Origin of the sequence: Rahnella sp. BIGb0603 (genome assembly GCF_024808755.1) — a bacterium.
Classification (GTDB): Bacteria; Pseudomonadota; Gammaproteobacteria; order Enterobacterales; family Enterobacteriaceae; genus Rahnella; species Rahnella contaminans.
This window is the reverse complement of sequence record NZ_JANUEX010000004.1, coordinates 126,887-142,050: the sequence shown is the minus strand read 5'-3', so window position 1 is coordinate 142,050 and position 15,164 is coordinate 126,887. Positions and strand designations below refer to the sequence as shown.

The window sequence follows — 15,164 nt, the reverse complement described above, 5'->3', positions numbered from 1 at the left end:
TTATTTTATGAGCAAATAATCTTCATTCTTGCCACGGACCCTGATTTTGTAAACATCAGGTGTGAAAAAGACGTCAGAGGAGCGGATTTTCGGAATTTGCCCATAAGTGATACCGGGAAGGGACAACGGCGTTTCGGGGCGATAAATGTTAAATAAGAGGCGCACTCGTTATTTTTAAACATGGGTTGTCGATATATCTCCGGATGCAATAACGGCGTGTTTAATTATTTTCACATTATAAAAACATTTCATTCCACCCCTTCGAAAGCGCTTTGACAATACGTGCCGGTTTTGGCGGATTATTTTATTTATTGCCTTTGTTTATCCTGAGCAGTCTTGTCAATTCGATACTTAATCAGGCAAAATATGCGGCCCGCAAAACGGGCTGATTCACTCTTTCTTCATTAAACGAAATCATTCTTCGTACAAGAAAACATTCAAAAACCAGAGGCCGGGCTTAGTACCGGATAGATATTTACTTTCAGAAATCGACAGTCTTGTCGCAAGGAAACATAAATGGTGCACCACTCTTTTTATGTGACGTCATCCGTCATGGGAAATTCACATCATGTCGGATAACATCGCAACAGGTACCCCTTCCCGCGTGGAACTGCGTAAAAGCCTTACGCTGATTCCGGTTGTCATGATAGGCCTGGCCTATATGCAACCCATGACCTTGTTCGATACGTTCGGTATTGTCTCCGGCCTGACCGACGGCCATGTGCCGACGGCCTACGCCTTCGCGCTGATCGCTGTTTTATTTACGGCGCTGAGCTACGGCAAACTGGTGCGCCGCTATCCTTCTGCGGGCTCCGCTTATACGTACGCGCAAAAAGCGATTCATCCGGTTGTCGGCTTTATGGTGGGCTGGTCGTCGCTGCTCGATTACCTTTTCGCGCCGATGATTAATATCCTGCTGGCGAAAATCTATTTCGAAGCGCTGGTGCCTTCCGTGCCGTCGTGGATATTTGTCATTGTGCTGGTCGGCTTTATGACGCTGTCGAATTTACGCAGCATCAAAACCGTCGCCAATATTAATACGCTGGTCGTCGTCTTGCAGATTGTGCTGATTGTTGTGATTACCGGCATGGTGATTTACGGCGTTAACCACGGCACCGGTTACGGCACGCTGGCCAGTTCGAAACCGTTCTGGGGCGAAAATACCCATACTGTGCCGCTGATTACCGGCGCCACCATTCTGTGCTTCTCGTTCACCGGCTTTGACGGCATCAGTAATTTGTCGGAAGAAACGAAAGACGCCGAACGCGTGATTCCGCGGGCGATTTTCCTGACGGCGTTAATTGGCGGTGCCATCTTTATCTGTGCAACCTATTTCCTGCAACTGTATTTTCCGGATATTTCCAGCTTCAAAAACCCGGATGCTTCTCAGCCTGAAATCATGTTGCAGGTTGCCGGACGCGCTTTCCAGTTCGGCGCACTGATTTTCTCCAGCATCACGGTTCTGGCTTCCGGCATGGCGGCGCACGCGGGCGTTTCGCGCCTGATGTACGTCATGGGCCGCGACGGCGTATTCCCAAAACGTTTCTTCGGCTACATTCACCCGAAATGGCGTACGCCGTCTTTCAACGTGTTGCTGGTTGGCGCGATTGCCCTGATGGCGATTAACTTCGATCTGGTGACTGCGACGGCGCTGATTAACTTCGGTGCGCTGGTGGCATTTACCTTCGTGAACTTGTCTGTGATTTCGCAGTTCTGGATCCGCGAGAAGCGCAACAAAACCTTGCTGGACCACTTCCAGTATCTGCTTTTACCGTTGTGCGGCGCGCTGACGGTCGGTGCGTTGTGGGTAAATCTGGAAGAAGGTTCGATGGTGCTGGGGCTGATCTGGGGCGCAGTCGGCTTCATCTATCTGGCCTGCATGACCAAAAGCTTCCGCAATCCGGTACCGCAATACGAAGATGTGGCGTAAAGACTGGTGAATATTGATGGCTCCTGCGGGAGCCATTTTTATTTGTGTTCAGGCGATCCCCGTCCAGCGCATCAGCGCAGTTATGACCGCCGCCGCGATAATAATGACGATCAGCGGTGCCTTTCGCCACGCTAAAAACAGCGCTACGCCGACGCCTGCTACCCGTGCAAATCCGCCAAAGTGGTGGCCTTCAAACAACGCTGACGTGGCCGCAACGGCCAGTAACAGAATCGTGGCGGAGTCCGACAACATTGTTTGCGTTGCCGGTGAAAAATTCAGGCGCGAGCCCAGCCGGTAACCGGCCATGCGCATCGCGAAAGTTCCGGCCGCCAGAACGACGATCCCGGCAATCCATAACGTTTGTTGCGTCATTTTTTGTTTCTCCAGGCCAGTAATCCCAGCAATGAAAACAGTACCGGCATTCCGGCGGGCACAAAAGGCACAGCGGCGACGGAAATCAGTGCGCCGGACGCCGCCGGGATCAGCGTTCTGCGCTTCCTCAGTGCGGGGAAAATCAGCGCCAGCAAAATGGCCGGGAATACGGCATCCAGCCCGATGGCTTTGATATCAGGGATAAACTGCCCGATGTACGCCCCGGCAATCACGCTGACTGGCCAGAACAGCGCAATGCCCGCGCCGCACAGCCAGTAGGCTTTTTTGCGTTTCTCATGGGTGGGCTGGGAGATGCCAAATACCACGCTTTCATCGTTCATGATGTGGCATCCGAGCCAGCTGAGCGATTTACTGCCCACCAGATCTTTCACGGCGATACCGAACGGCAAATGGCGGGCATTCACCAGTAAACCGGCAGCCGCTGCGGCGAGCGGGCTTCCGCCACCGCCGACAATCGCGATAAATAAAAACTCCGAAGCGCCGGCGAGCACCAGCAACGAGAGCATCAGCGGCACCCACAGCGGGAAGCCTCCGGCGACCGCCAGTGAACCGTAAGAAATCCCCACCAGACCGTCGGCGAGACAGACCAGAAAGATGGCTTTCACCACATCTTTTCCCAGCGGTGAAAAGAAACGTGCTTGCATAATTCAATCCCATAACGAACGAGTATCCATTATAATGAACACTTCCGAATCGTTCTTCAAGTCGAACGATCGTTCGTTATAAGGATCGGAGTACCGCAATGTCTCAACCTATCAGCGTTATTTCCAAAGGTCTGGTGCGTGAACGTCAGCGCGCGGGCTTGTCTCTGGCAGAAGTCGCCCGCCGCGCCGGTGTGGCTAAATCGACGCTTTCACAACTCGAAGCCGGTAACGGGAATCCGAGCCTGGAAACGCTGTGGGCGCTGTGCGTGGCGCTGAATATTCCCTTCGCGCGGCTGATGGAGCCTGAAGTGAATAAAATGCAGGTGATCCGGCGCGGCGAAGGCCCGTCGGTGGTGGCGGAACTGGCGGATTACAAAGCGGTGCTTCTGGCGACCTGTCCGCCGGGCGCGCGTCGCGATGTCTATCTGCTGACCACACAGCCGGGCAGCGACCGCGTTTCCAGCCCGCATCCGCAGGGTTCGGTGGAACACATCATCATCACACAGGGGCGTGCGCTGGTCGGGATGGTGGATTCACCGGTCGAGCTGAACGCCGGTGACTACATTTCATATCCGGCTGACGTTGAGCATATTTTCAGAGCACTGGAGCCCGACACCATGGCTGTGCTGGTGTCGGAGCAACGCTAAATCAAAACGTAATCAGCTTTTTCGTCAGATTGCTTTTAAGCAGCAGCATGGATGACGCCACCGAAAGCAGGAACGTCATCAGAATGACCAGCAGTTTGGCGGTCAGGGAATTGATCGGGATCCACTCGATAAGCAGATTGAAGAAGGTGTAGTGCAGGATATAAACGCCGGTCATGGTTTTACCGAGCGAGCTGACCATTTCACTGACCGGCAGCCGCGTGGCGTCCGGTTTTACGCCGTTCGCGGCAATGATAATAAGCAGCACCAGGATATACACCTGCGAGCCGGTCAGAATAAAGCTGTTGCGCTCAACGTTGAATATCGAGAAGAAAAAGTGCTTCTCATAAAACCACGTAAAGGTATAAACAAACGGAATCGCGATGGCGGCGTATTTCGCGATGCGCGGGCGGCTGTAGAGTGTGGAAACCACCGGATCGTAAAGTAACTGGCCGGTCAGATAATAAAGCACCCACGTCCAGATGCGGAATTGCGCGGGCGCGGAGAAGCTTTTACTTTCAGTGAAATAGATCGCCAGCAGATCATAGGCGAAAGAGAAAATCAGCAGCGCGAGCACCAGCGATGCCAGGATCACCCGGCGTTTCGCCAGCCATTCCACGACCGGATGAAAGGTGTAGATGATCACCAGCGAAAAGATGAACCACGGCTGGATCAGATAGCCTTTCTGATACGGTCCCCACAGGTAATAAATCGAGAACCAGAAGATAAATATTGTCAGGATCCCGCGTATCTTTTTCATCTGCCATTCCGGCGTGTGCTGGGAATCGGCGTCCATATAACCGGTCACGACAAAAAACAGCGGCGTGGCGATGGTGGAAATAAAAGTCAGAAAGGCCAGGATCTGATCGTAGTTATAATTGTAATTATCGTACGTGTTATAGACGGTGAAAAAGGTCACGGCCGTCAGGCAGCCGAGCGTTTTAATAATGTTCAGTCCCGTTGTGTTCATTGTTGAATTCGTTGTCCTTCACGATGGAAACAGTTGTAAATCACCGGCAGAACCAGAAGCGTCAGCACGGTCGCAAACCCCAGACCGAACATGATAACAACCGCCATGCTCTGGAAAAATACATCAAGTAACAACGGCGCGAGCCCGAGCACGGTGGTAAACGCCGTCAGCAGGATAGGGCGCAGACGTGACGTTGCTGCGTAGATAATCGCTTCTGTCTGATTTTTCTCTTTCTTCTGCTGGCCGATTTCTTCGACCAGCACGATACCGTTGCGGATCAGCATGCCGCTCAGGCTGAGCAGGCCAATCAGCGCCATAAACCCGAACGGAATGCCGGTCAGCAGGAAACCAAACGTCACGCCAATCAGCGCCAGCGGCACGGTCAGCCAGATGGCAATCGCATTTTTTACCGAACTGAACATCAGCACCGTGATGATAAACATCATCAGGAATCCAATCGGCAGCGTGGTGAACAGGCCTTGCTGCGCCTCGGCGGAATTCTCCGCATCGCCGCCCCATTCAATGCTGTAACCGTGCGGCAAGGTCAGTGCCTCAACCTGCGGTTTTATCCGCGCGAGCATATCGCCGGACGTTTCGCCGGTGGCCGCATCGGGGTCGGTCTGCACGGTGAGCATGCGGATACGGTCGCGACGCATGATCAGCGGATCTTCCCATTCCACTTTGAAGTCACTGACCACGTTGCTCAGCGGAATAAACTGCTGGCGCGTCTGGCTCCAGACCATGATGTTCGCCATATGATCGACATCCAGCCTTTCCGCCGCCGGCGGACGCAAAACGATGGGCATCAGCGTGGAGCCATCGCGGTAAATCCCGACCGTGCTGCCGCTGAAATTCATCTGTAAGGCGCTGTCGACTTCGCCTTTATCCACGCCCAGTTCACGGCCCAGATACGGGGAAAATACCGGCCTGACCATTTTGCTACGATCCTGCCAGTCGTTGCGCACGCCGTCAGCCGCGCCGTCATCGAGGATGATTTTATCCACCCGGCTGGCGATGCTGCGCAGCGTATCCGGGTCGGAGCCTTTAATGCGGACTTCAATGGCGCTGTCGCCGGACGGCCCGAACATGATGCGTTTGAGCCGCGCATTCACCTCGGGGTAATTTTTCTGGATATCCTGCTCGGTGTGGCGAATTAGCCCGGCGATTTTCCGCTGGTCGTCCATCCGCACCATAATCTGCGCGTAGTTGGAATACTGGCGCTGGCCGTTGTAGGTCAGAATGAAGCGCATCCCGCCCTGACCGACGGTGGTCACGGTGTTTTCCACGCCCTCCTGTTTGCTGATGTTCTGTTCTATTTCGCGGGCGACACGGGCGGTGTAATTGATATCGGTGCCGTAAGGCAGCCAGAGATCGACGAAGAAAATAGGCGTGTTGGAGGACGGGAAAAAGTTCTGCCGCACAAAGCCGAACCCCCAGACGGATGCCGCGAGCAGCGCCGCCAGCGTGACCAGCGTGACCGTCTGGCGCACCAGCAGCGCCGACAGCAAACGCCGGTAAACGCGGAAAATCCAGCCGCTGTACGGGTCGGCCTGTTCATCCGGCTTTTTCTCCGGCACCGGCATATTGGCAAACGCCCATTTGACCAGCACCGGCGTGAGCGTCAGCGCCGTTACCCAGCTGAGCATCAGCGAAATCAGCAATACCTGGAACAGCGATTTACAGTATTCGCCGGTCGAATCCTGGGACAGACCGATAGGTGCAAACGCCAGAATGGCGATGACCGTCGCGCCCAGCAACGGCAGGGCGGAGCGTTTGATAATGCGTGCAATTGCACTCATCAGCGGATTGCCCTGCTGTCGGGAAATCAGTACGCCTTCCACGACCACAATTGCGTTATCCACCAGCATACTCAGGGCGATGATCAGCGCGCCGAGCGAAATGCGCTGAAGCTCGATGCCAAATAAATACATAATCAGCAACGTGCCGAGCACGTTCAGCGCCAGCGACACGGCGATGATAATCCCGCTGCGTAAACCCATAAAAATCAGCAAGACGCCGACTACAATCGCCAGCGCCATCAGGAAGTTAATGATGAAACCGTCGACGGATTTCTTCACTTCAGCAGCCTGATCGTAGAAGACTTTAAGCTCGATCCCTGCCGGTTTGTCGGCGCTGATCTGGTTCATTCTGGCTTCGATAGCGTGGCCGATATTCATGACATTCACGCCGGGAATATAGGAGACGCCAATGGTCAGCGCATTGCGGCCATTGGCGTGGTAAATATTGCCGGGATGATCCGTCACGCCCTGCGAAACCGTAGCGATATCGCGCAGATAAATACTGTGCGTGGAACCGGCCGGGCTGATGAGCACATTATTGAGTTCATCGATATTCTGAAAGCCGCCGGTCGGATGCAGACGGATGGATTCACTTCCCACCGTCATGCTGCCCGCGTCGGAAACCATATTCTGCCGGTTCAGCACATCGGCCAGACGCGCCAGCGTGACGCCGTAAGCCGCCATTTTCGCCCGCGAAATCTCGATGTAAACCTGCTCAGGAATGACGCCGCCAATCGCGACTTTGCCCACGCCGGGCACCAGAACCAGTTGCCTGCGAAGCTGTTCGGCATAGGCGCGCAGTTCGGGATTGGTAAAACTGTCTCCGTAGATCGAGAAAAAATAGCCGTACACGTCGCCGAAATCATCGTTAACGAACGGCGGACTGACGCCGGGCGGGAATTGCAGCGTCGCGTCATTCACCCGGCGGCGCAGTTCATCCCAGATTTGCGGCAGTTCGGAAGAGTGATAGCGGGCATCGATATTCACGGTAATTTGCGATAAACCGACGGCAGAAATCGACGTGATGTTATCGACGTAAGGCAGGCGTTGAAGCGCGTTTTCCAGCGGCAGCGTGACTTCTTCTTCCACCTGTTGCGAGGATGCGCCCGGATACTGAACGGAAACCACCGCCGTTTTAATGGTAAACGCCGGATCTTCCAGCCGCCCGATGTTGAACAATGCAATTAATCCGCCCACGCCGAGCAGCAGGATCACCAGCCAGACGCGCGTCGGATTGCTGATAAAACTCTCGTTGATCCCCATATTACAGGCCCCGTTCCCGTGTCCAGATGCGAACGGGTTGCTGCGCATGTAATTCACCGACACCGGCGGCGACAATGCGGTCGCCCTGTTTCAAACCGGCCGTAATTTCAATGCCCTGCGAGGTGAGTTTACCGACGGTGACTTTGCGATCCTCAACGTGCAGGGTGTCGCCTTCTCCGGCGATCACCCAGACGTGCGGGTTGTTGCGCTGCGTGTTGTCGGGGTTAAACACGGCTTCAACCGGGATCACCAGCGTGGAGTCCGGCGTGGCCGTGGCGAGATTGGCCGGGTTCACCGTGACAGTGCCGCTCAGTCCTGCCACCGCCGGGAAGTTTTCCGGGCGCGGCATGGTCAGCGTCACCTGCCAGGTCAGCGTGTTGGCTTCGCTGCTGGCGGTGTGCTCTTTATAAGTCGCGGTGAATTCGCGGTCGGGAAGGGTGTTGATGCGCACCCGCGGACGGTAATCGGCGTTACGCATATCAAGGCTGGTGAAGAGGTTTTCCGGCACGCTGAAAATAACGTCCAGCACATCGGAACGGCTGAGCGTCGCCACCGGCTGACCGGCGGAAATCACCTGATGATTACGCACATTCAGCCGCGCAATGACGCCGCTGAACGGTGCCACCAGATTGAGATCATTGAGTTCTTCCTGTGCGATTTTCAGCGCCGCTGCCGCAGAATCCCGGCTGGCTTTATGCACTTCAAGTTCAGCCTGAGAAACGACATGGCGACGGGCGAGGGTCTGATAACGTTCGAACTGGCGCTGAGCGAGTGTCGCGGCGCTGCGGCGATCGTTGAGCCGCTGGCGGGCGTCATTGTTGGTGAGGCGGGCGAGAACTTGCCCCTGTTTCACGGCTTCGCCTTCGCGGACGTCAAGCGTCTGCAACTGACCGGCGCGCTTAAAGGCAATGTCGGTGTTATCGCCTGCGAGAATACGTGCCGGAAAAACGCGGGTACTTAGCGGGCTGGCCGCTTCGGCGGTGGCGATTTTTACCTGACGCGGGGGCGCGGGCGCGTCCGCCGTTTTCTGGTCGCAGGCGCTTAACATTAAAGCGAGGGCCAGAACGAGAGAGAAACGGATCTTCAAAATACTTCCCCTCATGCAACTACACGCGAAATTAATAAATCCCGGCAGAATATATAAGGACTCTTGATAAACCGGATTCGGTATATTCTGCCTTCGATGTATCCCCATTGAAACTGTGCAGTGACTTATTGTTTTTCTTTAATAATTTGTTTTTTCAGGCAACCCGTTAACACTATTTAACACGGTATATTATAGTTTATACAGCTTTAGGTATCTTGCCAGAATTAACACGACAATTAATTCATTATCCGCTTCATTCATGAACCATTTCAGGGGTCAAGGAGTCAGGCATCATGAATAATCCAGCACCAGTTTCCGGGGATAAAACATCGGAAAAATTGTGGTATCAGCACACAGTAGAAGAGAGCCTGGCCGGGCTGCAATCCGGGCCAGCCGGGCTGACACCCGAAGAAGCCAAAAACAAACTGCAACATTACGGCCCTAACGTTCTGCCACAAAAAGAAGGTAAGTCATTATTTATTAAGTTTATCTCTCACTTTAAAGATATCCTGATTTATATATTACTGGCGGCGGGCGTGGTCACCGCAATAATGGGGCACTGGGTCGATACGCTGGTGATATTAGCGGTGGCAGTTATTAATGCCCTAATCGGCTTCATCCAGGAAAATAACGCTGAAAAATCATTGAAGAGCATCCAGAATATGCTCTCCAGTGAGGCTGTCGTATTACGCGGTGGACAACAGGTTACCGTGGGAACCGACGAAATCGTGCCGGGGGATATTGTTCTGTTACGCCCCGGCGACAAAATTCCTGCCGATTTACGCCTGATTGACGTGCATAACCTGCGCGTTGAAGAGGCGATTCTGACCGGCGAATCCACCGTCGTCTCGAAAAAAACCGATTCGCTGGAAGGCGAGAAATCCATCGGCGACCGCAAAAACCTCGCGTTCTCGGGAACGACCGTCAGCTCCGGTACTGCCAGCGGCGTGGTGTTTGCCACCGGTGGCCAGACGGAACTCGGCCACATCAATGAAATGCTTTCCTCGATTGAAGACAATAAAACGCCGCTGCTGGTGCAGATAGATAAACTGGGTAAATCCATTTTTATCATCATTCTGTTCATGATGGTGGCGCTGCTGATCTTCGGTTTCCTGCTGCGCGATATTCCGTTTGGCGAGCTGCTGCTCTCGGTCATCAGCCTGGCCGTGGCCGCCGTTCCTGAAGGGCTGCCGGCAATTATTTCGATCATCTTGTCGCTTGGCGTGCAGGCGATGGCGCGGTCGAAAGCCATTATCCGCAAGCTGCCGACGGTCGAAACGCTCGGCGCGATGTCAGTGATTTGTTCGGATAAAACCGGCACGCTGACCATGAATGAAATGACCGTGAAAGCGGTGATTCTGGCGGATAACGTCTGGACCGTCGAAGGCAACAGCTACGAGCCGATGGGCAGTTTTTCTCTTGCCGGTTCGGCAGCGCAGGTGCCGCCAGACTCGTCGCCGCTGCTGACGCAGTTTCTTCGCACGGTCGATATCTGTAACGACAGTACGTTAAAACAGGACGCGCAGGGCCACTGGGGCATTACCGGCGGGCCGACGGAAGGCGCGCTGAAAGTGCTGGCTGCGAAGGCGCATTTACCGGAATTGCCGTTTAACCTGAGCAGCAAAATTCCGTTCGATTCACTCTACAAATATATGGCGGTGGCGGGCGATAAAAACGGGGAGGCGCAGATTATGCTCACCGGCGCACCGGATGTTTTGCTGAAACTTTGTCAGTACCAGCAGACGCCGGAAGGTGCCGTTCCGTTAGATCATGCGTACTGGGAATCAGCAATCACCCGATACGCCAGCGAAGGTTTGCGTATGGTGGCGGCGGCCTGGAAGCCGGTAGATCAGCCGGTGACGGCGCTCGATCACCCGGAACTCAGCCACGGCATGGTGCTGATAGGCATTGCAGGCATGATGGATCCGCCGCGTCCGGAAGCGATTGTGGCGATCGGTGAATGTCAGCAGGCGGGGATCCGCGTCAAGATGATCACCGGCGACCATCAGGAAACCGCGATGGCGATCGGTAAAATGCTCGGGATCGGCAACAGCGAAAACTCGATCACCGGGTATGAACTTGAGCATATGAATGACGATCAGCTGCGGGTTGCCGCGACGCAGTTTGATATCTTCGCCCGCACCAGCCCGGAACATAAACTGCGGCTGGTAAAAGCGTTGCAGGAAACCGGTGAAATCGTTGGGATGACCGGCGACGGCGTGAACGATGCGCCTGCGCTGAAACAGGCGAACGTCGGGATCGCGATGGGTATCAAAGGGACGGAGGTGACCAAGGAGTCGGCGGATATGATCCTGGTGGATGACAACTTTGCCACCATCGCCAACGCGGTCAGGGAAGGGCGCCGGGTTTATGACAACCTGAAAAAAACCATTCTCTTTATTATGCCGACCAACCTGGCGCAAGGGTTGCTGATTATTATCGCCATTCTGATGGGTAATTTTCTGCCGTTAACGCCGGTACAAATTCTCTGGATGAACATGGCAACCTCAGCCACGCTGTCATTCGGGCTGGCGTTTGAAGAGGCGGAAAGCCGCGTGATGCGCCGTCCGCCGCGTAACGTCAGCGCGCATGTAATGGATAAATACGCCATCTGGCGCGTCGCGTTCGTTGGTTTGCTGATTTCCGTCAGCGCCTTCATGCTGGAAGCCTGGCTGCAACCGCGCGGTTATGAACCGGAGTTTATCCGTACCGTGCTCTTGCAGACGCTGGTGACCGCGCAGTGGGTTTACATGATCAACTGTCGCGATTCGGATAACTTCTCCCTCAGCCGCGGGCTGCTGGAAAACAAAGGGATCTGGATTGTCACCGTTGTGCTGTTCGCGCTTCAGGCAATCATTATCTATGTGCCGCTGATGAACACGCTGTTCGGCACGCGTCCGCTGCCGTTTATCTACTGGATCATCGGGCTGCTGATCGGCGTCGCGCTGTTCGTGATTGTCGAGATAGAGAAAGTGCTGACGCGCAGCTGGCGTAAAAGTTAGAGAGAAACCCACATCCTGAACGGCGAAGGTAGCCGTTCAGGTTTTTGGGATTTGTTTGCACGCCCTAAGTTGCCCTTAAGAAACCCGTGAAATACTCGCCTGACTTATCTCCAGCAGGGCGGGTTTTACAATGACAAACGTGGCAACGCAGGAAAAAGTTAACTGGGCAAACAAAGTGCCGGAAATTACCCTCTTTTTCTGGCTTATCAAAATGATGTCAACCACGGTGGGTGAAACGGCTGCCGATTTCCTCAACGTGAATCTGAACTTCGGGCTGACTAATACGTCGGTTGTGACCGGCATTTTGCTGGTGATTTCGTTGTTCTTCCAAATCAGAGCCAGACGCTATGTCCCCGCGCTTTACTGGATGTCGGTGTTGCTGATCAGCGTTTTTGGCACACTGCTCACCGATAACCTCACCGACAATTTCAACGTGCCGCTGGCTTTCTCCACCGTGATGTTTGGCGCGCTGCTGATTGTCACGTTCAGCATCTGGTATAAAAACGAAAAAACCTTGTCGATTCATGAGATTGATACAGTCAGACGAGAGCTGTTTTACTGGGCAGCTATTCTCTTCACTTTCGCACTGGGAACCGCTGCGGGTGACTGGGTGGCCGAAGGCATGAATCTGGGATATTCCACTGCCGCTATCGCGTTTGGTGGCCTGATTGTGATTACCGCTTGTGCCCATTATCTGCTGCGGATGAATGCGGTTTTGTGTTTCTGGATTGCCTATGTGCTGACCCGTCCGTTTGGAGCTTCCTGCGGCGACCTGCTGGCTCAGACGCCGGATAACGGCGGCCTCGGATTGGGCACGACCGGAACGAGTTGCCTGTTTCTCGTCGCCATTATTGGCCTGGTGGGTTATCTCACGTTCACTGAAAGGAAAATGGCTCAGTAAAGGCGTGCGTCAGTCCTGAAACCGATTCTTTCCACGAGATTACCGATGCGAATACTGCTGGTTGAAGATGACGTGATGACCGGCGAAGCGGTGCGGATGATTACATTCTTAAACCTTTTGAGATGAGTGAAGTGATGGCTGGAGGGAAAAATAATACAGGCCGTGTTTTAGCACCGTTAAATCGATTAATTAGCCCGCAAAAAACCCGCCATGAGGCGGGTTTTTTTATGACTGTCCGTCAGCACCTTATTACCGTTCATTCTGCCTGCAGGGGATTTACAGGCGTATTCCTGCGGTCACCTGCCCGAATTTTCACCCTTATTTAGCAATTAATGCCATCGCGATTAGGATTATTCTTGGTTGGGAAAATGAATTTAAGTAATAAAAATCCTATATTGGCCTGAAAATAGAGCAGTAAGTATATTTTGTGGTCTCTTTAAGATAACTCCTAGGTAATTATCTGAATAAGAAAAAAGGTAATTTTGTGCCACAGAGTTGGATTAAATTCCAATAGTTTAGATTTTTAACAGGGTTTTTAAGAAAACAACCCAGTTTTGAAATACGGGTGTTTAATTTTGGTGAAAATTAAAACCAAAATTTGCACTAAAAAAGAATAATGCTCTGTTGTAGTGTAAATATTTAGACTAAATCGGGTGTAAACAAATTCCTGAGAATGCGATTAGTTCCTAATAAGATAGTTCTTAGATTTTTGCAGTCATATCAGTCAAAAGCGTCGTATAGCTCACATTTCTGTGTGCCATTAGGAAGATAAGTAAGAATTCGCCTAGGTCGGAGGTGGGTTAATAACGATAAGAATGTGTAAATCGATCGGTCAAACCTATTGTTGCTCGTGATTATGAGCGAGAAAAACGATTTGAAGAGTTTCCGCTGCGTATTACTCTACATACAGTCACTGGAAAGGAAAAATATGAATTAAAACGCAGGTAAACTTCGTTTTCTTTATATCGTTCTGAAAGTGCTTTATTCTCCCCCGTTCTCTCGGAGTAGAGTTTTAGCGTTTTTAAAACCACAAAATTAGGCGGCCCAATGCCTCGGGTAATTATCTGGAGTGAGTGCCAGTTTACGAAACTGGCGTTGAAAGAAATAATCTCCAAGAAGGTGCCTTACGTGAACGGTGTCATTTCCTTTGACCAGAGCGAACAGGTGCAATTGTATACAAAGGATTATCTGATCATTGACCCGTCAGCGGGCGGTTTCCACAAATGCTACGAGTTTTTGAGAGAGAATCTGAATGTTTTGGACCCGGAACGGATACTCATTGTGTCTTCGGCGGTGGATGTCCTGATGCTTGAGCTTCTTCTGAAAAAAGAATTTAAATTTCTGAAGAAGAAAAAAGAGTTATCCGACGTGGAGAATGCCGTGGAACAGTTTATCCAGCTGCGTGGCACGCCGATTAACAAGGAGGCGTTTAATTACAATATCACGCGAATGGAAGAGAAGGTTTTGGTGATGATGATGTCCGGTCTTTCTGTCACCAGCATCTCGAATATACTGAAACTGAGTGTGAAAACCATCAGCGTGCACAAATGCAATTCGCTAAGAAAAATTGGTGTAGATGCCAGCAGCAGCTCGGCATTGTTCTTTTTGCACCGACATGCGGTAGGGAATTGAGTTACCCGATAAAAATAAAGAGCAGTAAAGATTATTTCTACTTTGAATCAGTTTTATTCGGCTACTGCTGTTTATCTCAGGGGACGGTATGCAATCGGTCACACGTGGTTATCCGGGACATATTTTTGAACCTATCGTCACAGCATCCGGTGGCTTGCTGGGTTTCGAATTAGTAAGAAGATCATACAAAGTAGAAAATCGCTCTGATTCTGCTGGTTATGAATATAAATTATCTCCTGAAGATAAAATAAAAGTATTTTTCAACCAGGTCACCCTTGCCTGCATCAATGCCAATATATTTACCGATAATGACTTTTTATTATCTGTAAATATCGATTATGACATCGCCTGTCATATCGTTAGCAACACAGCACTATGTCACGTTTTAGAACAACATCGCTTTATCCGGCTGGAAGTGGATCAGAATTTTCCGGAATTTACGCAAGAAGCTCCGCGTAAGATTATCCGGTCGTTATCAGCATTTTGTACTTTATGGTTGGACAACTTTGGGGCCGGGAACACCAGCCTTTCACTGGTTATGAACGAATCGTTTGAATATATAAAGATCGACGAAAGTTTTTTTTGGCAACACCAGGGAACCCAGTCTTTTAGAAAAACGATTGAACACCTCACACCTTACTGCCAGGGCGTTATCGTAAAAGGTGTCGAAAATGCACAACATGTAGAGTATTTAACAGGCAGCAATATTCACGCCATGCAAGGAGTATTGTGGTCCTCCTATAATCAGGAGGAACTAATTCAGTCTTTTTTCTCGAATAGCTGAATTTTATCGCCATAAATTTTTAAAGAATTAATGATCTCTGAATACGCTAAGGAAGTTTCGCCTGATATTTAATGGCGAGGCTTCCTTGCGCGGAAAATTATTGGATAAATATTTT

Annotated in this window: 11 protein-coding genes; 6 read left to right on the top strand and 5 right to left on the bottom strand. The window is 51.9% G+C overall.

All coding sequences use genetic code 11. The features are described from left to right. Nucleotides 1–568 precede the first annotated feature (568 nt). Nucleotides 569–1,930, top strand: coding sequence for an APC family permease (locus tag M2403_RS12000; RefSeq protein ID WP_259229279.1), 1,362 nt, complete (start codon nucleotides 569–571; stop codon nucleotides 1,928–1,930). A 48-nt stretch (nucleotides 1,931–1,978) separates the two neighbouring features. Here the strand turns inward: M2403_RS12000 and M2403_RS11995 are convergent, their stop codons facing one another. Both M2403_RS11995 and M2403_RS11990 read right to left on the bottom strand, forming a co-directional pair. Beyond that, the gene (locus M2403_RS11995; RefSeq protein ID WP_259229278.1) at nucleotides 1,979–2,302 is read right to left on the bottom strand and encodes an AzlD domain-containing protein; all 324 of its coding nucleotides are present in this window, start codon (nucleotides 2,300–2,302) and stop codon (nucleotides 1,979–1,981) included. Further along, nucleotides 2,299–2,967 (bottom strand): AzlC family ABC transporter permease, encoded by a 669-nt coding sequence (locus tag M2403_RS11990; RefSeq protein ID WP_259229277.1) that lies wholly within the window; start codon nucleotides 2,965–2,967, stop codon nucleotides 2,299–2,301. The genes M2403_RS11995 and M2403_RS11990 overlap by 4 nt, the downstream gene beginning before the upstream one ends. Nucleotides 2,968–3,065: 98 nt before the next feature. On the opposite strand from M2403_RS11990, the gene M2403_RS11985 reads away from it, so the two are divergent. Next, nucleotides 3,066–3,614, top strand: a complete 549-nt coding sequence (locus tag M2403_RS11985; protein WP_152327702.1) for a helix-turn-helix domain-containing protein — start codon at nucleotides 3,066–3,068, stop codon at nucleotides 3,612–3,614. 1 nt (nucleotide 3,615) lies between these two features. Here M2403_RS11985 and M2403_RS11980 read toward each other — a convergent pair whose 3' ends face one another. Genes M2403_RS11980 through M2403_RS11970 form a run of 3 tightly spaced genes read right to left on the bottom strand, consistent with a single transcriptional unit; the run spans nucleotide 3,616 to nucleotide 8,745 of the window. After that, nucleotides 3,616–4,581 carry an acyltransferase gene (locus M2403_RS11980; RefSeq protein ID WP_259229276.1) on the bottom strand — a complete coding sequence of 322 codons (966 nt, stop codon included), beginning with the start codon at nucleotides 4,579–4,581 and terminating at the stop codon, nucleotides 3,616–3,618. Next, nucleotides 4,578–7,643 (bottom strand): efflux RND transporter permease subunit, encoded by a 3,066-nt coding sequence (locus M2403_RS11975; RefSeq protein WP_259229275.1) that lies wholly within the window; start codon nucleotides 7,641–7,643, stop codon nucleotides 4,578–4,580. Before M2403_RS11975 ends, M2403_RS11980 begins: the two co-directional genes overlap by 4 nt. A gap of 1 nt (nucleotide 7,644) precedes the next feature. Further along, complete coding sequence (locus M2403_RS11970; RefSeq protein WP_371819745.1) at nucleotides 7,645–8,745, bottom strand: efflux RND transporter periplasmic adaptor subunit; 1,101 nt, start codon at nucleotides 8,743–8,745, stop codon at nucleotides 7,645–7,647. 278 nt (nucleotides 8,746–9,023) lie between these two features. Between M2403_RS11970 and M2403_RS11965 the strand changes: the two genes are divergently transcribed. The 4 genes from M2403_RS11965 to M2403_RS11950 all read left to right on the top strand — a co-directional run bounded on the left by M2403_RS11965 (nucleotide 9,024) and on the right by M2403_RS11950 (nucleotide 15,049). After that, nucleotides 9,024–11,732: a cation-transporting P-type ATPase gene (locus M2403_RS11965; protein ID WP_217152697.1), complete on the top strand. Its 2,709-nt coding sequence runs from the start codon at nucleotides 9,024–9,026 to the stop codon at nucleotides 11,730–11,732. A 130-nt stretch (nucleotides 11,733–11,862) separates the two neighbouring features. Further along, a complete protein-coding gene (locus M2403_RS11960; RefSeq protein WP_165059107.1) occupies nucleotides 11,863–12,633 on the top strand; it encodes a hypothetical protein in 771 nt (256 codons plus the stop codon). A 1,128-nt stretch (nucleotides 12,634–13,761) separates the two neighbouring features. Next, the gene (locus M2403_RS11955; protein ID WP_259229273.1) at nucleotides 13,762–14,265 is read left to right on the top strand and encodes a helix-turn-helix transcriptional regulator; all 504 of its coding nucleotides are present in this window, start codon (nucleotides 13,762–13,764) and stop codon (nucleotides 14,263–14,265) included. An 88-nt stretch (nucleotides 14,266–14,353) separates the two neighbouring features. Beyond that, nucleotides 14,354–15,049, top strand: coding sequence for an EAL domain-containing protein (locus M2403_RS11950; RefSeq protein ID WP_152327708.1), 696 nt, complete (start codon nucleotides 14,354–14,356; stop codon nucleotides 15,047–15,049). The last annotated feature ends 115 nt before the right edge of the window (nucleotides 15,050–15,164 follow it).